Source organism: Clostridium nitrophenolicum (genome assembly GCF_055391695.1).
The window spans coordinates 4386736-4412913 of sequence record NZ_AP042469.1 but is presented as its reverse complement, the minus strand read 5'-3'; the positions used below and the strand labels follow the sequence as shown (position 1 = coordinate 4412913).

Sequence of the window (26178 nt, the reverse complement as noted above, 5' to 3'; positions counted from 1 at the left end):
CTTTAATTGAAAGTATATAATAGCATAATAAAATATTTAAGAGGGCAACTTAAAATTATAAAAAATGCAAAAGTGACAGGAGGTAAAAGCATGGTTAAAAAAACGAGCAAAATATTGTGCTGGATGTTAATTCCAATCCTGTTAATAACATTAGTTGCCTATTTTAAGATTCAAAATATACCTACAACAATATTTATAAGAGAAGGTCAATCTATAAAATCCAATACATTTGTAAAAGTATGTGAAGAAACTGATACTGTAAAAGCTGCTAATAACACTAATAAAGACAAAAAAGCAAGTGTAAATTTATTGGGAATTTTTCCAGTAAAATCTGTTTCAATAAAATCTGTAAGCAATGATATAGTTTTATATCCTGGAGGTCAACCAGTTGGAGTAAAACTAAGTACAAAAGGAGTATTGGTTGTAGCTTTATCAGATATAAAAACTGAAAATGGAAAAACACCAAGCCCAGCAGCCTTAGGTGGGATACAAATAGGAGATAACATAATAAAGATAAATGACACATTGGTTAAAAATGCAGAGCAAACGCAAAGTCAAATTAATAGCTCAGAAGGAAAGAATTTAAAAATCACTATTGATCGAAAAGGAGAACAACTTGAAAAAATAATAAAGCCTATTAAAAGCTCAGAAGATAAAAATTATAAGATAGGACTTTGGATAAGAGATTCTACAGCTGGAGTAGGAACTCTAACATTCTACGATGATAAAACTAAGATGTTTGCTGCTCTTGGTCATCCTATAACGGATATTGACACAGGTACAATCTTAAGCATAAATTCTGGAGAAATAGTATCATCTTCAATAGTGTCAGTTAAAAAAGGGTTAAGAGGAAATCCAGGAGAATTAAAAGGTATATTTGTAAATGAAGAAACAATACTAGGTCATATACAAAAAAATACTGAATGTGGTATATTCGGTAAAAGTAATACTAAATTAGTAAACGACTATAATAAACCAATGAAAGTTGCGTTACGTAATGAGATAAAAGAAGGACCAGCAAAAATATTAACGACTATAGATGGAGATAATCCTAAATATTATGATATACAAATAGAAAAACTTTTATCCCAAGATACTCCTGGGCCTAAAAGTATGATTATAAAAGTTACAGATCCAGTACTTTTAGAGAAAACAGGAGGAATTGTTCAAGGTATGAGTGGTAGCCCTATTATACAAGATAATAAAATAATAGGAGCAGTAACACATGTTCTGATAAATAAGCCAGATGTTGGATATGGAATATATATAGAATGGATGCTCAAAGATGCAAATATACTAACAAAATAAAATAGTAGTAAAACTAAGAACAACGAAAAAAATACTGTAAAAAATTTTAATAATATCAAAATCTATGGCAAAATGAATGTAAAAAGTAGTATAATAAAAGATAGCATGATAATTATGCTATCTTTTATTCATATTTGATAAAAATTTTTCATTACAAGAAGGAATTAAAATTGTTTTGTCGAATCTATTATTTGTTAAGATATGGGAATGAAATAAAAACAAAGGGGAGTAAGGAATATGGAACAATCAAAAATAAGTGTAATTATAGCAGATGATAATAAAGAATTTTGTAACATTCTAAATGATTATCTGTTAAACCAAAGGGATATTGTTGTTACAGGCATTGCAAAAGATGGAGTAGAGGCTTTAAAGCTTATTGAAGAAAAAAAACCAGATTTAGTAGTATTAGATATAATTATGCCTCATCTTGATGGACTTGGCGTTTTAGAAAGATTAAATAGTATGGATATAAGTCCTATGCCAAGAGTAATTGTACTTTCTGCAGTAGGGCAAGATAAAATTACCCAAAGAGCAATTACATTAGGAGCAGACTACTATGTTGTAAAACCTTTTGATATGGATGTATTTACAAAAAGAATTAGACAAATGTTTAACAACACAATAAGCAGTGGAGATGAGACAAAAAAGACAATATCATTAATTGACACAACAGAAATAAAATTTACTAAGAGCGAACCTACAAATCTTGAGCAAGAAATAACTAATATAATACATGAAATAGGAGTCCCAGCTCATATTAAAGGTTATATGTATTTAAGAGAAGCTATAACAATGGTAGTAAATAATATGGAACTTTTATCTGCAGTAACTAAAGAACTATATCCTTCCATTGCAAAAAAATATAATACAACAGCTAGTAGAGTAGAGAGAGCAATAAGACATGCTATTGAAGTGGCATGGTCAAGAGGTCAAGTTGAAACTATTAATAAAATATTTGGCTATACTATACATAATGATAAAGGTAAGCCTACAAATAGTGAATTTATAGCAATGGTAGCTGACAAATTAAGATTAAAAAATAAGGTATCCTAAAAACAAACTCAAAGGTAGATAATTACAAAAATGGCAGATAATAAGATCTAAGAATCTGCCTTTTTTTTATATAATATTCTAAAATAAAAAATCTTGACATAATAATTTAACAAGGAAGGTGATATAATGAAACTAGAATTAGAATTTGAAGAAATAAAAAACATAGAAAATCTCATATCAAATAGAATTAACGAATTAAGAGAAAAACTTGTAGACGATGACGATAAGGAAGAAGAGCTAAGAGAAATTATTAGATATTATAAAAAACTTATGAAGAAAATTAATGAGCAAATAGAAGAGTAAATGTTTTACTTCACCTTGCGTAAGTTTTATTATTGATTTTATGTTTATAAAGTCTATGCTTTGTTTTTAGAAATTATTTTATCCCCTGGATTGTAGTAATCTAGGGGATAAATTTATCCCTCGAATCCTTGACTTGTTATTTTATCTTATATGACTAAATTTGAGCATGTTCCTTTAATTGACAATTATATATTGAAAGTATAAAATTATAGTAAATTACTCAAAATACATTATTACAATTTTCGGTATGAAGTTTTTATATGCTAATATAGCGGAGGGTTACTAATATGAATTTTAATGAAAAGACCTTGGAAGTTAAAAATATATATAAGGGTAAAATTATTGATGTAAATGTTCACACTGTTGAATTACCAAATGGAAGAAAATCTAGTAGAGAAATTGTTAATCATTCTGGAGGAGTTGCCATAATAGCATACAAGGATAAAGACACAATACTTTTAGTTGAACAATTCAGAAAGCCAATAGAAAAAATTATTTTAGAGTTACCTGCAGGGAAAATTGAAAAAGATGAAGATATAGAACTGTGTGGTATTAGAGAATTGGAAGAGGAAACTGGATATAAAGCTAAAGAATTTAGCTATTTAGGTAAGATGGTTACTAGCCCAGGATTTTGCAATGAGTATATTTATATATATAAGGCTGAGAATTTGTATAAAGGTAAAGATAATTTAGGTGATGAAGATGAATTTATTAATGTTAGAGAGATGAAGATAGAGAAAATTAAAGAAATGATAAAAAATGGTGAAATAATAGACGCTAAAACTATAAGTGCATTTATGCTTTTGTAAATATATGATTTTAAACATAGTCATATAACTCCTTTGAGTATCATAAATATTAAAAAGGTAACTAAACAAAGGGGGATAAAACTATGTCAGAAAACAAAATGTTAAATATCATAAATAAACATGTACAAAATAATTTTTGGCTCTATGTTATAAGTCTTTTATGTATATGTACAGGAATAGTACTGGGAATATACAGTGTAAAGTATATGGGGAGCTTTGAAAAAAGTGACCTTTTAAGTTATTTAAAGAACTTTAATAGTTCAATTGGATCGGGAAACATAAATTACAAGTCTATTTTTATTGAGACAATAAAAAGCAATATACCTATATTGGCAGTCGTGTGGTTTTTGGGTTTAACTATGATAGGTATACCTGTAATATTAATAATTGACATCATAAAAGGATTTACCATAGGATTTACAATTAGTTTTGTAATAAATGGAATGGGTATAAAAGGAATGTGGTTTTCACTTATAGGTGTACTTCCACAAAATATTATTTATATTCCATGTATAATATTCGCATCTGTACTTGCTATGGAATTTTCATTAACTATATTAAAAGATAAAACGAATAAGCATTGGATTTCCAATATATGGATTAGAATAACCTCTTATTCACTTTCTTTTGTACTTGTTATAGTTGTTATGTTTATAGGATTTTTTACGGAAGCATATATTACCCCTCATATGATTAAATTGATAGTAACAAGTATAGGAAGTGTAGGTATATGATTAGAAATGAAGAGCTTATTTCATTTGTTATAATTGTGCTAAAATGTTTCTTTATACTTATTTTTTTTGGATTATTTTTACCTAGATTTTTAGATTATTTATTATATAATTTTATAAGTAAGCCTAATGTGTATGACAACAGTATATTTGTACACAGTTTAGTTCGTAGAAATTTAGACATAATTTATAATTATATTTACGTTTTTGAAAAATTTTTAGGATTTTAATAAATATAATACCCAAAAGGTAGGAGAAGGTTATGGATAACTATCTATTAAAGTATATTGATAATTTAGAAAAAAAACATGCTAGTAAAAATACTATGGATGCATACATTAGAGATGTAAGTAGGTTTTGTGATTTTATAAAAGAAAGGGAAGAGAAAATTCAGGATGTTGAAACAGTTTCAGTAATGGCATATGTTCAATATCTACAGAAGCAAGGCAGAGCTCTTTCGTCAATAGTTAGGAATATTGTATCATTAAGAAATTTTTATAAATATTTACTAGCAAAAGGAATTGTTAGTGAGAATCCAGTAATAAGTTATCAAATACCAAAAATTAAGCATAATATCCCAAAAGTATTAACAATAGAAGAAGTAGATAAGCTTTTAGCAGCACCAGATTTAAAACTAAATAAGGGTATAAGGGATAAAGCAATGCTTGAAGTAATGTATGCTACAGGTATGAAAGTATCTGAACTTTTAAATCTTACCATTTATGATATAAATTTAAAATTATGTTATGTTAAATGTAAGGGCTCAAAGGAGCAGGAAAGGATAATACCTATAGGATCAATGGCAATAAAGTGTCTAGAAGATTACTTAAATATTCGTGCTGAGTTGAATACATATAATTTGGACTTGCTTTTCTTAAATATAAAAGGTGTCCAAATGACAAGGCAGGGTTTTTGGAAAATAGTTAAATATTATGCAGAAGAAGCTAGAATAGATAAAGCTATAAATTCTTTTACTCTAAGGCATTCTTTTGCTGTACATTTGCTTCAAAATGGTGCAGATATTAAATCTGTACAGGAGTTGTTAGGGCATAAAGATTTATCTGCAACACAAATATACTCTAGCATTTCTAGGAAAAGCAAAATAGCTGAAATTTATAAAAATTTTCACCCAAGAGCATAATAAAAGTTAATAATTGAAAATAATAATGGACGGTTGGAAATTTTCAACTGTCCTTTAAACATATGATAGATGAGAAGAAAGGAAGATATATATGATAAAAAGAACTATATTGATTGTATTAGATAGCGTTGGTATTGGAGAAATGCCAGATGCAGCAAGATATGGAGATGTAGAAAGTGATACTTTAGGAAATGTATCTAAGGCTGTTGGAGGACTTAGGCTACCTAATATGGAAGAGTTAGGCTTAGGTAATATAGATGGAGTAAAAAATATAGCTAAGTGTGAGAATCCAATAGGTTCCTTTGGTAAATGTGCAGAGTTATCTATAGGAAAAGATACAGTAACAGGGCATTGGGAAATAGCAGGAGTTATACTCAAAGAACCACTTAATACCTATCCTGAAGGTTTTTCTGAAGACATAATAAAAGAATTTGAATCAAAAATTGGAAGAAAAATAATTGGAAATAAAGTAGCATCAGGGACAGAAATAATTAAAGAATTAGGAGAGGAGCACATAAAAACTGGATCGCCTATAGTTTATACATCAGCCGATAGTGTATTTCAAATAGCTGCTCATGAGAATATTATACCTTTAGATGAGTTGTACAATATGTGCCAAATAGCAAGAAAAATGTTTGTAGGAGAAAAGGCTATAGGAAGAATAATCGCAAGACCTTTTATAGGAGAGCTAGGACAATTCACTAGGACATCAAATAGAAGAGATTTTGCACTAGATCCTTTTGATAAAACTATGTTGGAGTATATCAAAGAAAAGGGCATAAGTGTTATGGCTGTAGGGAAAATAGAAGACATATATAACAAAAAAGGAATAACAGATGCTGTTCATATTAAGAATAACATGGATGGAATAGATAAGACATTAGAATACATGAAAGAAAACAAGAATGGACTTATATTTACTAACTTAGTTGATTTTGATATGTTGTATGGCCATAGAAATGACGCTGTAGGGTATGCTAAAGCTTTAGTAGACGTAGACAATAGAATACCTGAAATTATATCCGCTATGAAGGAAGATGATATTTTAATATTAACTGCGGATCATGGCTGTGACCCAACTACTGAAAGTACAGATCATTCCAGAGAATATATACCAGTGATTGTATATGGTAAAAGAATAAAAAGTGGTATAAACATAGGTATAAGAAAAAGCTTTTCTGATATAGGCAAGACTATACTTGATTTGCTCAAAATTGAGAATAACTTATATGGAGATAGCTTTGCAAAGGAAATATTAAAATAATTTATTTGAATGTGACTTAAGTTTCATAACAAACCAGAGGTGTCAAATTAGATATCTCTGGTTTGTTGTTTCACGTCTATTTTAAATATTTTGGTGATAATATTATTAATTTCGGGAAAAAATAGAATTGAAGGAAGGAGGAAATTAAAATGAAAAAGAGAAATAAGGCCTTAATAAGTTTACTATTAATTCTATTTTTTGTTATAGGTATTTTTTCAACAATTGTTAAAGCAGAACCAAACAAAAAAGAAGAAACTAATGTAACAGAAGCTGGACTAAATGTAGATGCAAGATCTGCATTATTGATGGAACCAACAAGTGGTAAAATATTATTTGAAAAAAATTCTAATGAAAAATTACCACCTGCATCTGTAACTAAAATCATGACTATGCTTTTAACGATGGAGGCAGTAGACTCTGGAAGAATCAAGATGAGTGATAAAGTTACAGTGAGTGAAAATGCTAAAAAAATGGGTGGAAGCTCTATGCTGTTGGATACTGGTGAAGTTAGAAGTGTAGAGGACCTAATTAAAGGTATTGGAATAGCTTCTGGCAATGATGCAGCATTAGCTATGGCAGAATACTTAGCAGGAAGTGAAGATGCTTTTGTTAAGCTTATGAATGAAAAAGCAAGTCAGCTTGGTATGAAAAACACCTCATTTAAGAATTGTACAGGATTAAGTGCAGCTGGCCATGTAACTACAGCTTATGACATAGCAATTATGTCTAAAGAACTTCTAAAACATCCAGCTATACTGAAATACACAGGAACATATATGGAGACAATATCTGAAGGAAGAAAAAGTCCAATAGGATTAGTGAATCACAATAAATTAGTGAGATTTTTTAAGGGATGTGACGGATTAAAAACTGGTTTTACTGACGAAGCTAAGTACTGTATATCAGCAACTGCTACAAGAGATGGAGTGAGAATGCTTTCAGTTGTTATGGGGTCTCCAACATTTAAAGTAAGAAATAAAGACGCTAGCATGCTTTTAAATTATGGCTTTTCAAAATTTGAGTGTAAAAAGCTTTTAACCAAGGGTGCAGATGTAGAAAAAATTACTTTAAATAAACAAGGAGATAGATTCTTCATAGCCAAAGCAAAAGAAGATTTAAACATAATAGTGGAAAAAGGTAAAGATAGTAAAATAACTAAAAAGTGTATTGTGGATACAAATAGAAAAGCATATAAAGCAAATGAAGTAGTTGGTCATTGTGAAGTATATGTGAATGGTGAATTAGTTGGAAAGACAAAAATCTATAGCGATAGAGATGTTAAAAAAGCAGGTGTTTTTGAAAATTTAAAAAATAATTTTACAAAAATTTTAGATAAAGGTATTTAAAATTAAGAAGTGAACGATGAAGAGTGAACTAATAGTTCATTATACATTGTTCACTTTTCATTATAGAATTTATAATGAATTACATTGTATAATATATTTATAGGGGGACTAGGGCGAAAGTTAGCTTATACCTCAGAATATGTTTCCAAAGATTCAGTTTATTAAAGACTTTATATAAAAGAAGAAAATAAAAGATTATAGAGGGAGTTAAAATGGATATTCTCAATAGCTATAATAAAGAACAGATAGATGTTATAAATATAATAAAAGGTTTATGTAAAAGTTGTGATATTAAAGCCTATATAGTAGGGGGAGCAGTGAGGGATAGTATTTTAGGAAAGAGTACTAAAGACATAGATATATGTATAAATAAAGACCCTAAAATTGTTATAGATAATCTGTCCTTTGTAAAAAAATATGAGTATCACTCTCAATTCCAAACCTCGACAATTGAATTTAATAATGGTATAGTAATAGATTTAATAAGATGCAGAAAAGAGACTTATGAGAAAAATGGATCACTTCCTATAATAGAACCTTCTTGTATTGAGGATGATTTATTTAGAAGGGATTTTACTATCAACGCTTTAGCTTATGATATAATTAATAATGAGATTATTGATTTATTTAACGGGCTTTTAGACTTAAGAAATAGACAACTTAAAAAAATTCACAGCAATAGTTATGCTGAGGATCCAACAAGGATATTCAGAGCAATTAAATATAGAGTAAGATATGGTCTAGAACTACAGGACAAAAATGAGATAATTAGAAGTATAAATAAAGGTGATATTAATACTATTAGCTCAGACAGAATAATAAAGGAATTATTTTTAATGTGTGGAGAGGATAATTGGATAGAAAATTTAGCTCTATGTAATGAGTTAGGAGTATTAAAATTAGAAACTGATTGTTTGGGAATAAAGAATTGCTTAGAAAGCTATAATGATATAAATTTAAGAATTTTAAATATATTTTACTCATTAAGAGATGAAAAGTATATAGATGTTTTTATGAATAATTCATTCTTAGATAAAGAGTTAAAGAAATCTATTAAACATTATTATTATAACAAAGACAAAATAGTTGACTTACTAATGAAAGCCATGGATAATTATGAGATATGTAGTATATTAAAAAATATAGATTTATATGCTTTAATAATTCTGTGTTGGAATACAGAATTAAAATACAAAATTATTAATTATGTTTACAAATTAAAAGAAGTAAAATTACATATAAATGGTGAATACTTAAGTAAACTTGGTATAAATGAAGGTAAGAACGTAGGAAGGATTTTGAAATTTATAATGAAATTAAAGTTGAATACAGGCATAAAAGATGATAAAAAATATTTAGTGGATAATTTGGGAGAGATAATTAAATGTCTTTAAATATAAAAATTGAAAATTTTGAAGGACCTTTTGATTTACTTCTACATCTTATTAAAAAGAATAAGATGGATATATATGATATAAAGATACATGAAATTACTAAACAATACTTAGAGTATATACATACCATGGAAGAGATGGATCTTGAAATAACTTCGGAATTTATAATTATAGCGGCTACTCTTATCGAAATAAAATCAAAAATGCTGCTACCTAAGCCTAAAATTGAAGAAAGTGCTGAAGATTTAGATGCTCAGGATCCTAGAAAAGAATTAGTGGACAAGCTACTCCAATATAGAAAGTTTAAGGCCGCTGCTAAATTGCTTAAAGACAGAGAATTAGGACTAGGGAGAATGTTTGGGAAAAAACCTGAAATTATAGAAGAAAAGAAGAAACCGCAGTCTCATCAAGAACTTCTTAAGGGAGTTACTATGCTCAGCCTATATGAAATATATAATAGGCTTATAACAGTTTATAGAAACAAAATAAATACTACAAATATTATAAATAAAGAGATTCCGATAGATAAATTTAAGATTGAAGATAAAATGGAGTATTTAAGAAAAAACATTGAAACAGGTGTAAGAATACCATTCTCCACTATTGCAGTAAAATGTTCTTCAAAAATAGAAGTAGTTGTAACCTTCTTGGCTCTTTTGGAGCTTATGAAATTAAGATATGTGACTGTAATACAGGAGCGGAATTTTAGAGAAATATATGTAGAGAGGGTAAATGAACATGAAGAATAAGAATATTAATCAATTAGAACTAGAAGAGGTTTCAACAAAGAATATTTATTTTTCTATAATAGAATCATTGTTATTTGTTTCAGGTGAGCCTTTGGATATCAAGCAAATAGCATCTATAATAGAATGCAGTTTAGATTTTACAAAACAACTACTAAAGGAAATGGGAAAATTATATGAATGTGAAAGTCGTGGGATAAAGATAATAAATAATAATGAAAGTTATAGTCTTGCTACAAAGGCTGACAACAGTGTATATATTGAAAAGCTTTTGGGAATTAATTCGAGACAGGGATTATCTCAAGCAGCATTAGAAACCTTAGCCATTGTGGCTTACAAACAACCTATAACTAGAGTTGATATAGATGAGATAAGAGGAGTAAAAAGTGACCGAGCTATATCTAGCCTTATAGAAAAAGGATTAATTAAGGAATGCGGGAGATTAGATGCTATAGGAAGACCTATATTGTATGGAACGACAGAAGAATTTTTAAAGTATTTTGATCTTGAAAATATTGGTCAAATGCCTGGCCTTGACAGCTTTATGGGAGAGGTTGCGCTAGATCAAGAGGAATCAAATGATTAAATATATAATTCGCAAAATTTAACCCGATGTTTTTAGGACATCGGGTTAATCTTTTCTTACAATTATATTTATAGATAAGAAAATCTACATATTAATCAGTAGTAGATTGTGCAGGTTCATGAGAGCACTGCTCTTGATTTTTAGATTTCTTATCACTATGACACATATTCTTAAAAAGATCCATTATTTGAGGAATAGAATCTACTAGTTTATCATAAGTATTTTGTTGATCTAAAGATAAAAGCCTTATAGAATCACCTTTTATAACAAGAAATGCTATAGGTTTTACTGTGACTCCAGCGCCAGATCCACCACCAAAGGGGTAATCAGAACCTGTACCACCAGTATTTTTGCAGTCATATTCGCTTCCGCCAGATACAAAACCAAATGAAACTCTTGATATCGGTATGATTAAGGAACCATCTTTTGATTCAACTGCATCTCCGACTATTGTATTGACGTCTATCATGTCTTTAAGGTTTTCCATAGTACTTTTTAGTAAATTTTCTATAGGATGACCTTCCATATTTAATTCCTCCTTTTATTTATGTGTTAGCAAGGTTAATTTTTTCTTTATTACGAAGATTGCGATAAATTATGGCGGATATATAAATAACTTTAGCCAAATTAATAAAAATTATACTATCTATTTCTAATATTAGGATTAATTTGTTAAACTCAGGTTTTATATTTACTTTTTCATCTTTTATGTGTATGAATGAACTAGATGCTTTTAATAATATTGAAACAAATGTAGAGAGTAATCCAAAGGCAAATGCGGTTTGTGCAGCATCATCTAAACCATATTCTATGTTTATTTTAATCTTTAGACTCGGTTTAAATTTTATAGCTTTTAATGAATTTAATGATACTTTTAGTGTATTGGAAAAAATAGGAATACGATCTTCTTTATATTTAATATCAAGTTTAGTTTTATTCTTAATATAGTTCATCTTATTAGTAATATCTATATTATAAAGAATAAATCTTAACTCTTTTTTACTATATTTAACTTTAAATTTAATAGGAATTGGAATTAAAAAAATTAAAAGCAAAATTAAAATTCCAATATATAGAATATGCATTAAAAATTCCTCCATTTATGTATACAGTAATAATTATATCCATATGGGGAATTTATATAACAATATGGAAGAAATTTAAAGATTAATTTAATAAATTAAAGAAAAAATATAATGTAGATATTAATTTTTAGGAAATTAGACCCTAATAGTAAGGGAGGAAAACTTATGCATAAAAAAGTGAGAGAAAGGCATAGATATCTATGCTCATTGCTTTTATTTATTTTTACTTTACCTTTATTTATTTCCTATAGAGTGGAAGCTTTAGAAATAAGTAATCCAAACACTAAGAATAGTACAAATAAAGGGATAACTATGAGTGCAAGATGTGCTATAGCTTTAGATAGTAAATCAAAAGTTGTGCTTTATGAAAAAAATGCTTATGAATTAGTGCCTATGGCAAGTACAACCAAAATAATGACTGCATTAGTTGCTTTGAAATATGGTGATTTAGATAGAAAAATAGAAATATCTTCAAAAGCATCTTCAATGAGAGGATCGGTAGTGGGTCTTAGAAAAGGCGAGCAAATATCTACGAAGGAATTAATATATGGATTAATGTTAAGATCAGGAAATGATGCAGCTGTTGCAATAGCAGAAGGAATAAGCGGAAGTGTAGAAGAGTTTGCAAAGCTTATGAATGAGTATGCTGGAGAAATAGGAGTTATAAATACACACTTTGAAACTCCACATGGATTAGATAAAGATGAACATTACTCCACAGCATACGACTTAGCTGTGGTTACAGCAAAAGCAAAAGAAAATAAATTATTTAATGAAATAGTAAGTTCAAAAGATGTAGATGGGAAAACACTGGGATTTACAAGAAGCTATCATAATATAAATAAAATATTATGGCAAATGCCTGAGGCTACTGGTGTAAAAACAGGATATACAGGAAAGGCTGGAAAGTGTTTAGTTTCTTCAGCAAATATACAAGGAAATGATGTAATAGTTGTAGTGTTGAACTGTACAGAAAGATGGAAGGAAAGCATAAAAATATTTGATTACGTAAACAAGAATTATGAATTTAAAAAGATGTTCTTAAAAGGAGATAGTGCAGGAGAAATTGCTTTAAAGAGAGGAAATATAAAATTGCAGTTTGATGATGATGTGGTGATTCCTGTGAAAAATGGAGCTGAATATACGGTAAAGATTATAAAGCCTGAAAAAATAGACTATACAATAAATAAAGGAGATAAAATAGGAAAAGTTTGCGTTTATGCTGATGGGGAATTAATATATAGTAATTCTCTTCAATCATCTGATACTTTTAAAGTAAAGCAACTTCCTAAGTGGCTTAAAAAAATAATAAAGTAAAACTTACTTATAATATAGATTTACTTAGCGATCAGTTAAATTATGCACTGCAATGTACTGGTGATACTTAAATTTGAAATAAATACTTTTTACGTTGAGAGTTGAGAAGTGAAAGTGTCAACTCTCAACTAATTATTTATAATAAAATAAGTCTTCTTTTTTTGAGTCCTCTAGCAAGCTAAATTTTTTCAAGTTAATATTATCAATTTGCTTAATTTCATCCAAAACTTTATTAAGATAATCCTTCTTAAATTTAATTTGAGAATCCAATTTAACTTCATTATGAATTAAATAATCAATATTCTCTGGCACACTTCCTGCGACAAAAACAGGAAAGAGGGTATCTATAGATTTATTTATAAAAGCATACTGATATATAGTAGCATCGATAATATCGCATTTATATATATTAAAACAATGAGCAAATTGTCTTTTATATCCTTTTACTTCCACAGATAAGATACCTCGAACTGCAGGTACATATATATCTAACTCTCTGCACAATTGATATATGAAGCTTGATAGTATAGGAGCACTATTTGAGATTTGATATCTATTTATACAATACTTACAGATTGATCTTATTATTTCCATTTCAGTAGACATATTAAAAATTCTTTCTTATATATAATGGATATTTTAGTATATAATTTTATTAAAACATAATTTTATAAAAAAATACATATAGAAACTAACTAAAAAGTAACTTATCCAGAGGGACATATTTGCAAAGCTGAAGGTAGATTTAAAAGCTTTCTACCTTTTCTATCTATGTTTTAAAATAAAAACGGACAATCATAAAGATCATCCGTTTAAAACTGCTTTACCTAAATAAGGATACTAAAACTAATGTTAAAGTACTTATAAGTTTTATTAAAACGTGCAGAGAAGGTCCTGCAGTATCTTTAAATGGATCTCCTACAGTATCTCCCACTACTGCTCCTTTGTGAGTTTCAGATTTTTTGCCGCCTAAGTTTCCTAGTTCAATAAATTTTTTTGCATTATCCCAAGCTCCGCCTCCGTTATTTAAGAAGAGGGCCATAACAACACCAGATATTGTACATATCATTAAAAATCCGGCAGCAGCCTCTTTACCTAAAGTTAACCCGACAATGATTGGTGCCGCAATTGGGATAATTCCAGGTAATATCATTTCTTTTAAAGCACCTTTAGTAACAATATCAACACAAGTAGCATAGTCAGGTTTTGATTTACCTTCTAATATACCAGGTATTTCCTTAAGCTGTCTTCTAACTTCTAAAATGACATACTGAGCAGCTTTTCCAACAGAACGTATAGCTGTAGAGGCAAAAAGATATACTACCATGGCGCCTAAAAATGCTCCAATAAATACTTCTGTTTTTCCAATATCTACTGCAAACCATGAATCTAAAGGCTTCCCTAGGATTGTTTTTACTTGCTCTAAATATGCAAAGAATAAAAGGAAGGTAGCTAGAGCAGCAGAACCGATAGCATAGCCTTTTGTTAATGCCTTAGTTGTATTACCACAGGCATCAAGTTTATCTGTTATTAATCTAACTTCATCAGGAGCACCAGACATCTCTACTATACCACCAGCGTTATCAGTGATAGGACCAAAAGTATCCATAGCAAGTATATAAGCACAAGTTGAAAGCATACCAATAGTAGCTATAGCAATACCATAAAGACCTCCATTAGATACTCCAACAAGAGCAGCTTCACCAAGTTTATAAGCGGTAAAAATAGCAATTGAAACAAATAAAACCGGAAGAGCTGTTGACTCCATACCTACAGACACTCCAGTAATTATATTAGTTGCCGCGCCAGTTTTAGAGGACTCAGCAATTGATTTTACTGGTCTATATTTATATGATGTATAGTAGTCCGTAATTAATACAAACATATAACTAAGAACTATTCCGGCAAAAGCACAGAAATACAGGTATAGATAGTTTATTCTGCTTCCATCTGGTAAAATACCAGAAAACATAGATTTTACAATGAAAAATAAAAATATTAAGTTTAAAATTGTTGTAACCAAATAGCCTTTATATAATGCAGACATAGGATTGTCCGTGTCTTTATCAGCTTTTACAAAGAATAAGCCGACTATTGAGGATACTATTCCTACTGCCCCTGTTACTAAAGGAAATAGAATTCCCTTCCACCCAAATACAGGATACAGTGCTACACCAAGAATCATTGCACCTATGTTTTCGGCTGCTGTTGATTCAAAGAGGTCGGCACCTCTACCAGCACAATCTCCTACATTATCACCAACCAAATCTGCAACAACGGCAGGATTTCTTGGGTCATCTTCAGGTATCCCGGCTTCAACTTTTCCAACTAAATCTGCTCCAACATCTGCTGCTTTGGTATAAATACCTCCACCTAGTTGAGCAAAGAGAGCTACAAATGAAGCTCCAAAACCAAACCCAACTAAAAGAGAAGGAGCTTCCTTTATTAAAGTATCATTTCCTGATATACCACCAAATAGTAAGAATAGTATAGCTACACCCAAAAGAGAAAGAGATGTAACGGCAAGGCCAGTAACAGCACCACCTCTAAGAGCTATAGTTAAAGCAGAGTTTAATCCTTTTTTTGCACCTGCGGCAGCGCGTATGTTTGAATTTACTGCCATGTACATGCCTATATATCCAGATATACCGGAACATAAGGCACCAGTTATAAAAGCAATTCCAATACGAGAAGCATGTTTGATGGCGATGTCGTAGCCCTTTGACAAGTTACCAAAATAATTTGCAACTACAATTAAAACAACAGTTACAAGCGCTAAATAAAAAATCGTTTTATATTGTCTTCTCATAAAAGCCATAGCGCCTTCTTTTATGGCATTTGAGATATTTTGCATTTGTTCTGAACCCTTTTCTTGTGTGAATATAAATTTAATAAGAAAAAGAATGGAAAATAGAGCTAAAAGCAATGAGGTGAAAATGATAATTAAGTAAGTGCTCATAAGGTCAACTCCTTTTTAATAGTACTTAGTTAAGGATTTGATAAAGTTGAGCCAAAACTTAAAAGCGAGAATTTTGCAAAAAGACTTCTATCTTAATATTAGCATATAACAAATTATGGTAAAATTCAATAGTTGTAGAAAAAAATAAGCTTAAATATATTATTGTATAACACATTTCAAATTATTGGTTTGTAAAAATAAATTTTGTTTAAGTATAGAAATGATACAACGGTTATAAAGTTTATGATACAACAATATAATATTATGAATCTTGATTATGAAAAAGTTTTCAAAAGAATCTATAACAACACCTAATAAATTAGATAGTACCGTAAATCTACATTTAGTGAATTGTTAAAAAAATGAAGGAAAAATAAAAAAGAAATTCAAAAAAGTACATATTGTTAAAGTTTATACACAATATACATATCATGTCAAATTAAAAAGTTACATCTTTAAAAAATAGTTTTAAAAATAACAAAGAAAAATGAAAATTAAGTTCATATTTTCACATGAAAATAATGTAAAAATATGAACTTAATGCTATATGAAACTTTAAGTTATTGAATTATTCAATTTATTATAGAAGATATAATGATTAAATAAGAAAAATAGCTAAAATTTAATTAGTAAATTAGAAAAATATGAAAAAAATATCAAATAAAATTCTGAAGTTAGATTATTCTGAAAAAATACTATGATAAATTATGTTAATTACTCATAAGTTTATGTGAATAATTTCATAAAATATATTAATTATTTATGAAATTTTTTTAAAAATTTTCACTAAAGGATTATAAATACTATTGTAATTAAATTTTTAACATGTATAATTACAGTGGAAAGGGTTAATTCGATACAAAAGTTTGTATCAATAAATTTATGCATTTAAATGAAAGAAATTCATCAAAAGTTTGCAAAGAACAAAACAAACAGAATATACTACAAGTTAAGTAGATATTAACGCTGATTTTTGTAAATGATTTCACTGAAAAATATAACAGCTTTTAAAATATAACATAAAAACATTAACACAGTTCATATAGTAATATTAGTACAGCATAAATCTTTATGCTATGATTAGGAGGATCGACAAAATAAACTAATTTACTAATATTAAAAGCATAATTACATTTATATTACTTAAATGTATGCATTGTTAATAATTTAAGCAAATATGATCCAACTTACCTTACATTCTAGAAAAAGTAATGAATTAGTCAAAGCTAAAAGTGAATTTTTATCAAGGTGATAATATAGTTCATAGAATTAAAAAAGAAAGTGCGCTATATGAGTGATTTGATAATAAATTTTACAGCTTTTGTTGTAATAAATATATTATGAAAGGATTAATAAATAGTTTTATCTACGCTGAGTTATGTTTAGAATTTTCTCAAAAGTAGAATGTTATTATATTTTTAATCGATGTAAGTTTTAGTTAAAAATATAATAATTTATATACTTGGCATATTAATTGCTAAGTATTACTTCATACTTCAGCAGTTATAGTATTTTGTAAGTAGATTTTAGAGATTTGGAAGGGGGAAGAAGTATGACCAGAGAAAATGAGGGTGTAGTAATAGAAGTTTCTGGAGACATGGCTAAAGTGAAATCAAGTAGACATGGTGATTGTAAAAACTGTGGTGCATGTCCAGGAGATAACGCTACAGTCTTAGATGTACAAAATCCACTTGGAGCTATACCTGGACAACGGGTTTCTTTTGAAATGAAAGAGACAAATATGCTAAAAGCAGCCTTTATTGTATATATTATGCCTCTTATTGCAATTTTCTTAGGTGCCGTTGCTGGTACATGGTTAGGAGAAAAGACAGGACAATCTATTAGGATGTTTCAAATTGGTGGTGGAATAGTAGCATTTATTTTATCTATTATTTATGTAAAGATTTTTGATAAGTCTACGCAAAGTGATAAAGCAATGATACCAATTATTACACGTATACTGTCTTAGTCATTAAAGCATTGCTAAGTTTTATGCTTTCTTATAAATATCTTAAAAATATTGAGTGAGGTGTTGAAAAAAATGGCAAAAAGTTTTCGTGGAGGAGTGCATCCCAATGATCGTAAAAGCTATACATCAAGTAAAGCGATCGAAGTAGCGCCTCTGCCAAATAAAGTTATAATTCCTGTAAGACAACACATAGGGGCACCTTGTGCGCCAATAGTTAATAAAGGAGATATAGTTAAAAAGGGACAAATAATTGCTAAAAGTGATGCTTTTGTATCAAGTAATATACATGCATCAATATCAGGCAAGGTTATAGATGTAGCTGATCACCCACATAGTGTATTTGGCAAATGCTTGTCAGTAGTTATTGAAAATGATGGCCAAGATGAATGGATTGAAGGACTTCCTGTTGACCGTGATTGGCAAGCTTTAAGCAATGATGAATTACGCAGCATAATTAGAGATGCAGGTATAGTTGGAATGGGTGGAGCTACTTTCCCAACTCATGTTAAGCTAGCACCACCAGAAGGTAAGAAAATTGATACTTTCATTTTAAATGCAGCAGAATGTGAACCTTATTTAACTGCAGACCATAGAGCTATGCTTGAATATGCAGAGCGTATAGTTACAGGTGTTAAGATAACAATGAAAATACTTGGAGTTACTAAAGGCTATGTAGGTATTGAAAATAATAAACCAGATGCTATAAGTGTAATGACAAAAGCTTTTGAAGGCACTGGCATAGAAGTTGTAGGATTACCAACTAAGTATCCACAAGGTGCTGAAAAAATGCTTATAGCAGTTTTAGCAGGTAAAGAGGTACCTTCTGGTGGACTGCCTATGGATGTAGGAGTAGTTGTTCAAAATGTAGGTACGGTTATAGCTATAGCTGATGCTGTCTGTAAAGGTATACCAGTAATTGAAAGAGTAACTACAATTAGTGGTGGAGCTATAAAGGAACCTAAGAATCTTTTATTGAGAGTAGGAACTACATTCCAAGATGCTATTGAATATTGTGGTGGATTTTCAAAAACACCAGAAAAAATAATTAGTGGTGGTCCTATGATGGGATTTGCTCAATCTAACATAAATGTATCTATAATTAAAGGATCATCAGGGATACTTGCATTAAGCAAAGAAGATGTTAACTCAGGAAAAGAGTCAGCATGTATTCGCTGCGGACGCTGCCTAGAGGCATGTCCTATGGGATTAAATCCAAGTATGCTTAGCATTCTAGGTGAACGTGGATTATTTGAGGAAGCTAAAGAAGAGTTTAATCTTTTAGATTGTGTAGAGTGTGGAAGTTGTGTTTATGGCTGTCCAGCTAAACGTAATATTGTACAGTACATCAGGTATAGTAAAGCTCAAAATGCAGCAAAGGCTGCAAAAAAATAGGAGGTGAATGTTAATGAGTGCTGAAGTAATAAAAGATAAGAATTTAGATACAAAACTAAAAGAAAAAGAAGCTGAAACAAAAGGAAATCTTTTCACCGTTTCATGTTCACCACACATTCGTTCAGAAGAGTCAATATCAAGCATAATGTGGAAGGTTAACTTAGCAGCAGCTCCGGCAGCTCTATTTGGAATATATAACTTTGGTATGCCTGCATTAAAAACATTATTATTAGGAATTATTTCTGCAGTTGCATTTGAATACTTAGTACAGAAATTTAGAAACAAGCCTATAACTATAAATGATGGAAGTGCATTTTTAACAGGTTTATTAATGGCTATGTGTTTACCGCCAGCATTACCTTGGTATATGACAATATTCGGATCTTTCATTGCAATAGTTGTAGCTAAACATTCTATGGGAGGATTAGGCTATAATATTTTCAATCCAGCTCATATAGGTAGAGCTGCAATAATGGTTTCTTACCCAGTAGCTATGACAACATGGACAAAGATGCATACTGCTGTTGATACAGTATCATCAGCAACACCTTTAGGAATTTTAAAATTACAAGGTTATCACAAACTTGTTGAAACTTTTGGTGGTACATCAGACATGTACAAGGCGTTATTTATTGGTACTCGAAATGGTAGTATAGGAGAAACTTCTACTATATTACTTATTCTAGGAGGAGCTTACCTAATTTATAAAAAATATATAAACTGGCAAGTACCGGTTTTCATGATCGGTACAGTAGGAATTTTAACTTGGATATTTGGACCAGCTGGTATGTTTACAGGAGATCCTATATTCCACATGATGGCTGGTGGATTAATTATAGGAGCATTCTTCATGGCAACAGATATGGTTACTATTCCGATTACGATAAAGGGCCAAATTATATTTGCTGTAGGTGCTGGTGCACTTACTACATTAATTAGATTAACAGGCGGTTACCCAGAAGGTGTTTGTTACTCAATATTATTGATGAATACTCTTACACCATTAATTGACCGTTTCTGCCAGCCAGTTAAATTTGGGGCAAGGAGGTAGTTAGAAATGTCAGCAGAACATACAGAAAAACACTATAGTATTGCTCAAATAGCTATGAATTTGACTGCAGCTTGTTTTATATCTGGAGCAATTATTGCTGCAACTTATTTTGTTACAGCACCTGTTGCAGCACAAAAGGCTATTGAGATGAAAAATAATTCAATGAAAGCATTGGTTAAAGATGCAGACAACTTTAAGAAAATACCAGGTAAAACAGATTGGTACGAAGCGCAAAATGGCGGAAAAACTATTGCTTATGTAGTGCCTTCAGAAAGTAAAGGTTTTGGTGGACCAATAAAAATGCTTGTAGCAGTTACACCAGAAGGAAAAGAGATTGACTTTACTATACTAGCTCATAATGAAACTCCTGGGCTTGGAGACAATGCTCAAAAAGATCCTTTTAGAAATATGTTCAAAAATAAAGGCGCTGAAGATCTAGAGGTTACAAAGGATCCTTCAAATAAGAAAAATATTCAGGCTATGACTGGAGCTACAATCTCTTCAAAGGCAGTAACTAAAGGCGTTAAAGAAGCCGTAGAAGAAGTTACTAAGTATGCGGGAGGTAAATAAGAATGAAAGAAATATGGAATATATTTAAAAAGGGCATAATTGCTGAAAATCCAATTTTTGTTCTGGCTCTTAGCCTTTGTCCTGCACTTGCAACAACTAGTACGGCAAAAAATGCTTTGACAATGGGCCTATCAGTTATGTTTGTTATAACTCTTAATAATACTGTGGTATCTATAACTAGAAAAGTTGTAAATCCTAAGGTGCGTGTACCTGTTTATATTACATCAATAGCAACTATAGTTACATTAGTACAGTTACTATTGCAAGCTTACTTCCCACTAGCATACAAGGAACTAGGTATATATCTAGCACTAATAGTTGTTTTTGCTATAATTCTTGCTCGTGCAGAAGTATTTGCATCAAAGAATCCTGTAATTCCTTCATTCTTTGATGGTCTAGGTATGGGATGTGGTTTTGCACTTTCAATGGTAGTAATTGGTATAATTCGTGAACTGTTTGGAGCTGGATCTATATTTGGAATCCAAGTATTTGGATCATGGTATAATCCTGCACTAATAATGATTCTACCTGCAGGAGCATTTATATTAATTGGTTATTTAGTTGCTGGTTTTAAAATGTATCAAGAACGTGCAGCAAGACTTGCAGCTGAAAGGGGTGAAGCATAATGAGGGAATATTTAATGCTGTTTATAAGTGCGGTAGTTGTAAATAACTTCGTTTTAACTAGATTCCTAGGATTATGTATATTCTTTGGTGTTTCTAAAAGTCTTAGTGCTTCCGTTGGTATGGGTATGGCTGTTACCTCAGTTATGACTATGAGTTCAGCCTTAGCATGGTTAGTGCATCATTTTGTATTGGTTCCATATAAATTGACATTCTTAACAACATGTGTATTTGTACTTCTAATTGCAAGTTTCGTTCAGTTGCTTGAAATGATTATTAAAAAGCAAGCTCCTGCTCTATATAATATGTGGGGGATATACCTGCTATTAATTGCTACAAACTGTGTAGTGCTTGGAGTACCACTTTTAAATGCTGATTCAGGGTTCTCCTTTGGTAAGAGTGTAGTTCATGCGATTGGATCAGGTATGGGTTTTGCCCTAGCAATAATTCTTATGGCAAGTTTAAGAGAAAAATTAAGATTAGCAGATGTACCTAAGCCACTAGAGGGCCTTGGCATTGCATTTATTTTAGCAGGTATGCTAGCGCTAGCCTTTCTTGGTTTTTCCGGAATGATCAGTCTATAGAAAGGAGCTGAGAGATAAATGAATACTGCAATAATGGTTTTAATTGTAATGACACTTGTTGGTCTAGTGTTTGGTTTGGTTTTAGCATATGCTAATAAAAAATTTGCTGTTGAGGTTAATCCACTTATTCATATAGTTGAGGATGCTCTTCCAAAGGGTCAATGTGGTGCTTGTGGATATGCAGGTTGTTTGGCCTATGCTGAAGCAGTAGTTTTAAATCCAGATGTACCTCCAAATCTTTGTGCTCCTGGTAAAGCTCCAGTAGCGAAAATAGTAGGAGAGTTAACAGGTAAGTCTGCTCCAGAAATGGAGCCAAGAGTTGCTCATGTAAAATGTGCAGGATCAGTAGATAAAGCAGCTAAGGTATATAACTACGAAGGTATACAAGATTGCTTTGCAGCAAGTTTAATGCAAGGTGGACAAAAAGGATGTCAATATGGATGTCTTGGTTTCGGAAACTGTGCGAAAGCATGTCCCTTTGATGCTCTATCAATGGGAGAAAATGGTCTGCCAATAGTTAATTTAAATAAGTGTACAGGTTGCGGAAAATGTGAAACTATTTGTCCTAAAAAAGTTATAGAAATGATGCCTGTTGGAGCACATGTAAGTGTAAATTGTAACTCAAAAGATAAAGGCGCACAGGCTCGTAAGGTTTGCACAATATCTTGTCTAGGATGTGGAATATGCGGCAAGAACTGTCCACATGGTGCAATCAAAATTGAAAATAATTTAGCAGTAGTTGATTCCCATATATGCTATGAGAAGTGTACTGAGCCTACATGTATAGCTAAATGTCCGACAAAAGCTATACAAGAAAGAGTAGGGGCAGCAGCGATAATAGCAAGTAAGCAGGAGGTTGCAGCGAATTCTTCAGGCTGCGATAGCTGTGGTGAATGTAACAAGTGTGACAAATAATTTAAGCATTAAATAATAAAAGAGAAAGATACATTAGAAATATATTAAATATTATTGTATATATTATTTACTAATACGCAAATTTATAATTATGAGTTTGTGTATTAGTAAATTTTTTTATTTTAGAAAACTTAAATATATGCTAATAATATCTGTAGAAGAATAATTGATATAGAGTTATTAACTATATATCAGCATATATCACTCTTTATGCCTACAGATTATGCCTGTAAGCTATAGTTACAAAAGAGAAGTTGCTATGATATAATGTATTTTAAACAGGCAGTAGTAATACTAAAATTAAACTAAATTGGATCAAAGATAAATATTTATATAAAATTAGGTTATAGTCAATATGATGACAACTTATAGGAATAATAACTGCAATGGAGTGTGATATAGTGGAAGGGAATGTGGTATTAATAACGGAAAATCTAATGAAGTTGCTAGCTTTAATTATATTTTCAGGTGTTGTATTTGCTAAAATAGGGAAGAAGGTACATATGCCAGATGTAGTGTTTTTTATATTGGCAGGTATAATAGTTGGACCCTCTGTTTTAAATTTAGTAAATTTTGATCAATATCCTGTGGCCAATCAACTTATATTAGTATTTGGAGCATCATATATATTGTATGATGGTGGTAGAGAAATTAGTCTTAAAGTATTAAATGAAGTTAAGTTGTCAGTAGGAATGTTATCTACTGTAGGTGTACTAATATCAACTTTTATAACAGGATTTTTTGCTTATAAGGTACTTAATATTGACTTTATGTATGCTTTACTTTTAGGCTCTGTTATTGCGTCCACTGATCCATCAGTACTTGTACCATTATTTAAAAATATGAATATAAGCCCTAAGCTTAAGCAAACAATTATATCAGAATCAGCATTTAATGATGCGGCTGGAGCAATAATAACGTTTGCGATTATAGGCATAGTTTCTGGGGGGGCTTTCTCACTAGGTCACAGCATCATTGACTTGTTAAAAGAAGCTGGTGGTGGTGTATTAGTTGGAGGTATTATTGGATACATAGCAACATTGTTGATATCTGAAAGTAAATTTGGTTTATTAAAAGGATATGCAGGAGAAATTGCTGTAGTTGTAGTACTTTTAGCTTACTTCACCGCATCCCATCTTGGATTCAGTGGATTTATGGCAGTTTTTATAATTGGTATGGTTTGTGGAAATAAAGAAGCATGTAAACTTTCAGCTATAGAAAAAGAATCCTATGATTTACACTTAAAATTTAAAGAAGTACTTATTTCTATATTAAGAATAATGATATTCGTACTACTAGGTATTCAAATGAACTTTGATATTCTATCTAAATACTTTGGAGGAGCTTTAATTATAGTAATTGGCTTCATATTTGTGGCAAGACCAGTATCTGTATTCTTCTCTGTCATACTTGATAGAAAAGCATCTTGGAACTTTAGGGAAATAGCTTATCTTATGTGGACAAGAGAAACAGGTGTTATACCTGCAGCTCTAGCCGGAATGATTATATCAATGAAAGTGCAACATGCAGACATAATATCAGCAGTAACATCTATGGCTATAATTATTACTATTGGTGTTCAGGCAAGTACAGCTAAGTATTTTGCAAAGGTACTAAAGCTCGATATTGATGCTTGCAAGGAAGAAAAATAGGCTCTATAGGGATAAAAAGCGGTCAGTTAGTTTTCCTATATAGGGTTTCAAGCTAGAAAATTGACTTACACAAAGTGCTATGTTTCCAAAGCTGAAGCTTGGAAGCATAGCTCGTGGTGTAAGTCAATTTTCGGCCTTTGAGCCCTATATAGATAAACTTTAGAATTATTTACCTTTAAACGCTATTACAAATTACCTGTCGTTCTCTGCCTATGGTTTTTATTTTAGGTGGCATATATACGCAGTCATAGGATGCTTTTTTACAATTTAGGCAGAAAGAACATCCGTTTTTAGGTGTATTAACAATATTTGTCACATAGTTAACGATTTCTAGTTGTTCTTCTGTAAAATCTAAAGTACTCTTATGGTTTAGAAGATATTTTGTATAAGGATGAATAGGGTCTGTTAGAATTAAATCTTTTTTTGCAAATTCAACTACAGTACCTTTATACATAATTGCAATAATATCTATACCTTCATTAACAATATCAAGTTTCTTTGATATAAATATTAGACTAGTCTTATTTTCTTTTCTAAGTTTTTCGAGCTCTTTTAATATATAAGATTTTATTTTAGGTTCCATTTTAAAAATTGTATCATCCAAAATTATAAGTTTTGGTTTGATTAAAAAGGCTAGTGCAAACATTAGTCTCTGTTTTTCATAGGCTTCTAATTTAAAAGGAAATTTTTTGATTAAAGTGTCGATATCGGGACAAGATAAGTTATTTAAGGTTTCCTTTAATTTAACCTCTGATTCTAGAATAGACAATCCAGTATAATTAGAGATAGCCTCATGGCACTGTTTTCCTATAGTTCTTATAGGATTAAGGGAGGTTAAATAAACTTTGATCAAAGACATAAAAGAGTTATCTACTCTTTTAGCGTGTTTTGTTGCTATATCTATAATGTTTTCACCTTTAAAGGTGATTCTGCTATTAGGAGAGAGTTTTTTCTTTTTGTTTATAATCAATAAAGATTCACCAGGTTTAATATCCACAGTAATGGTTTCCTTTGATAAAACTTTAAACTCTGACATAATATACACTTCCTTATGATAATATTATTTTTACAATAAAATATCTATAATATTGGTATAAATTTAACAATTATATTGTTATTATTTTAACATCAATTATCAGAAAACTCTAGCAAATTTCCATGAATATTGCTGCAGTTATATAAAAATCGTTTTTCCTTTTTCAACATTTTACTAACTATAAAAGCTAGGTATACACGGTACTTCGTGAAAAAAATCCATTTATTGTAAAATGTTTTTATTTAAAATAAAAAGTTATAAAAAATTGGATATTATTCAATGATATCTAATTTTTTATTTTTAGAAAGATTTATTAGTTAAATATTAGTCAAAAATTTAGAATT

The 26178-nt window shown here is 30.3% G+C and carries 25 protein-coding genes; 20 read left to right on the top strand and 5 right to left on the bottom strand.

What is annotated here, in order from left to right:
• Window positions 1-90 precede the first annotated feature (90 nt).
• From spoIVB to scpB, 11 genes are all read left to right on the top strand, one after another.
• The gene (gene spoIVB / locus ACZ5N4_RS20885; protein WP_464204425.1) at window positions 91-1308 is read left to right on the top strand and encodes a SpoIVB peptidase; all 1218 of its coding nucleotides are present in this window, start codon (window positions 91-93) and stop codon (window positions 1306-1308) included.
• 237 nt (window positions 1309-1545) lie between these two features.
• The gene (gene spo0A / locus ACZ5N4_RS20880; RefSeq protein WP_464204424.1) at window positions 1546-2361 is read left to right on the top strand and encodes a sporulation transcription factor Spo0A; all 816 of its coding nucleotides are present in this window, start codon (window positions 1546-1548) and stop codon (window positions 2359-2361) included.
• A gap of 126 nt (window positions 2362-2487) precedes the next feature.
• On the top strand, window positions 2488-2664 hold the full coding sequence (locus ACZ5N4_RS20875) for a hypothetical protein (protein WP_464204423.1): 177 nt from the start codon (window positions 2488-2490) through the stop codon (window positions 2662-2664).
• Between the two features lie 287 nt (window positions 2665-2951).
• On the top strand, window positions 2952-3473 hold the full coding sequence (locus ACZ5N4_RS20870) for an NUDIX hydrolase (protein ID WP_464204422.1): 522 nt from the start codon (window positions 2952-2954) through the stop codon (window positions 3471-3473).
• A gap of 83 nt (window positions 3474-3556) precedes the next feature.
• Entirely contained in the window at window positions 3557-4207 is a 651-nt protein-coding gene (gene spoIIM / locus ACZ5N4_RS20865) for a stage II sporulation protein M (protein WP_464204421.1), read from the top strand.
• A gap of 259 nt (window positions 4208-4466) precedes the next feature.
• The gene (gene xerD / locus ACZ5N4_RS20860; protein ID WP_464204420.1) at window positions 4467-5345 is read left to right on the top strand and encodes a site-specific tyrosine recombinase XerD; all 879 of its coding nucleotides are present in this window, start codon (window positions 4467-4469) and stop codon (window positions 5343-5345) included.
• Between the two features lie 91 nt (window positions 5346-5436).
• Window positions 5437-6609, top strand: a complete 1173-nt coding sequence (locus tag ACZ5N4_RS20855; RefSeq protein ID WP_464204419.1) for a phosphopentomutase — start codon at window positions 5437-5439, stop codon at window positions 6607-6609.
• Between the two features lie 149 nt (window positions 6610-6758).
• A complete protein-coding gene (locus ACZ5N4_RS20850) occupies window positions 6759-7955 on the top strand; it encodes a D-alanyl-D-alanine carboxypeptidase family protein (protein ID WP_464204418.1) in 1197 nt (398 codons plus the stop codon).
• 212 nt (window positions 7956-8167) lie between these two features.
• The gene (locus ACZ5N4_RS20845; protein ID WP_464204417.1) at window positions 8168-9349 is read left to right on the top strand and encodes a tRNA nucleotidyltransferase/poly(A) polymerase family protein; all 1182 of its coding nucleotides are present in this window, start codon (window positions 8168-8170) and stop codon (window positions 9347-9349) included.
• Window positions 9340-10098, top strand: a complete 759-nt coding sequence (locus tag ACZ5N4_RS20840) for a segregation/condensation protein A (RefSeq protein ID WP_464204416.1) — start codon at window positions 9340-9342, stop codon at window positions 10096-10098. The genes ACZ5N4_RS20845 and ACZ5N4_RS20840 overlap by 10 nt, the downstream gene beginning before the upstream one ends.
• Entirely contained in the window at window positions 10088-10681 is a 594-nt protein-coding gene (gene scpB / locus ACZ5N4_RS20835; RefSeq protein ID WP_464204415.1) for an SMC-Scp complex subunit ScpB, read from the top strand. The genes ACZ5N4_RS20840 and scpB overlap by 11 nt, the downstream gene beginning before the upstream one ends.
• A gap of 91 nt (window positions 10682-10772) precedes the next feature.
• Here scpB and ytfJ read toward each other — a convergent pair whose 3' ends face one another.
• On the bottom strand, window positions 10773-11207 hold the full coding sequence (gene ytfJ, locus ACZ5N4_RS20830) for a GerW family sporulation protein (protein WP_464204414.1): 435 nt from the start codon (window positions 11205-11207) through the stop codon (window positions 10773-10775).
• 19 nt (window positions 11208-11226) lie between these two features.
• Entirely contained in the window at window positions 11227-11766 is a 540-nt protein-coding gene (locus ACZ5N4_RS20825) for a DUF2953 domain-containing protein (protein ID WP_464204413.1), read from the bottom strand.
• A gap of 165 nt (window positions 11767-11931) precedes the next feature.
• Between ACZ5N4_RS20825 and ACZ5N4_RS20820 the strand changes: the two genes are divergently transcribed.
• On the top strand, window positions 11932-13083 hold the full coding sequence (locus ACZ5N4_RS20820) for a D-alanyl-D-alanine carboxypeptidase family protein (protein ID WP_464204412.1): 1152 nt from the start codon (window positions 11932-11934) through the stop codon (window positions 13081-13083).
• A 132-nt stretch (window positions 13084-13215) separates the two neighbouring features.
• Here the strand turns inward: ACZ5N4_RS20820 and ACZ5N4_RS20815 are convergent, their stop codons facing one another.
• Together ACZ5N4_RS20815 and ACZ5N4_RS20810 are read right to left on the bottom strand one after the other, a co-directional pair.
• On the bottom strand, window positions 13216-13677 hold the full coding sequence (locus ACZ5N4_RS20815; RefSeq protein WP_464204411.1) for a hypothetical protein: 462 nt from the start codon (window positions 13675-13677) through the stop codon (window positions 13216-13218).
• Window positions 13678-13906: 229 nt separating this feature from the next.
• Entirely contained in the window at window positions 13907-16042 is a 2136-nt protein-coding gene (locus ACZ5N4_RS20810; protein ID WP_464204410.1) for a sodium-translocating pyrophosphatase, read from the bottom strand.
• Between the two features lie 1552 nt (window positions 16043-17594).
• Here ACZ5N4_RS20810 and ACZ5N4_RS20805 point away from each other — a divergent pair.
• The 8 genes from ACZ5N4_RS20805 (at window position 17595) to ACZ5N4_RS20770 (ending at window position 24798) form a co-directional block, all read left to right on the top strand.
• The gene (locus ACZ5N4_RS20805; RefSeq protein ID WP_464204409.1) at window positions 17595-18011 is read left to right on the top strand and encodes a SoxR reducing system RseC family protein; all 417 of its coding nucleotides are present in this window, start codon (window positions 17595-17597) and stop codon (window positions 18009-18011) included.
• Between the two features lie 72 nt (window positions 18012-18083).
• Window positions 18084-19403 (top strand): electron transport complex subunit RsxC, encoded by a 1320-nt coding sequence (gene rsxC, locus ACZ5N4_RS20800; protein WP_464204408.1) that lies wholly within the window; start codon window positions 18084-18086, stop codon window positions 19401-19403.
• Between the two features lie 13 nt (window positions 19404-19416).
• A complete protein-coding gene (locus ACZ5N4_RS20795) occupies window positions 19417-20454 on the top strand; it encodes an RnfABCDGE type electron transport complex subunit D (RefSeq protein WP_464204407.1) in 1038 nt (345 codons plus the stop codon).
• 6 nt (window positions 20455-20460) lie between these two features.
• Complete coding sequence (locus ACZ5N4_RS20790; RefSeq protein ID WP_464204406.1) at window positions 20461-21024, top strand: RnfABCDGE type electron transport complex subunit G; 564 nt, start codon at window positions 20461-20463, stop codon at window positions 21022-21024.
• A gap of 2 nt (window positions 21025-21026) precedes the next feature.
• Window positions 21027-21650: an electron transport complex subunit RsxE gene (rsxE, locus tag ACZ5N4_RS20785; RefSeq protein ID WP_464204405.1), complete on the top strand. Its 624-nt coding sequence runs from the start codon at window positions 21027-21029 to the stop codon at window positions 21648-21650.
• Window positions 21650-22231, top strand: a complete 582-nt coding sequence (locus ACZ5N4_RS20780) for an electron transport complex protein RnfA (protein ID WP_464204404.1) — start codon at window positions 21650-21652, stop codon at window positions 22229-22231. Before rsxE ends, ACZ5N4_RS20780 begins: the two co-directional genes overlap by 1 nt.
• An 18-nt stretch (window positions 22232-22249) precedes the next feature.
• Complete coding sequence (gene rnfB, locus ACZ5N4_RS20775; RefSeq protein WP_464204403.1) at window positions 22250-23146, top strand: RnfABCDGE type electron transport complex subunit B; 897 nt, start codon at window positions 22250-22252, stop codon at window positions 23144-23146.
• Window positions 23147-23547: 401 nt separating this feature from the next.
• Window positions 23548-24798 (top strand): cation:proton antiporter, encoded by a 1251-nt coding sequence (locus ACZ5N4_RS20770; RefSeq protein WP_464204402.1) that lies wholly within the window; start codon window positions 23548-23550, stop codon window positions 24796-24798.
• A 175-nt stretch (window positions 24799-24973) separates the two neighbouring features.
• On the opposite strand, the gene ACZ5N4_RS20765 is transcribed toward ACZ5N4_RS20770, so the two are convergent.
• A complete protein-coding gene (locus ACZ5N4_RS20765; protein WP_464204401.1) occupies window positions 24974-25834 on the bottom strand; it encodes an oligopeptide/dipeptide ABC transporter ATP-binding protein in 861 nt (286 codons plus the stop codon).
• Window positions 25835-26178 lie beyond the last annotated feature (344 nt).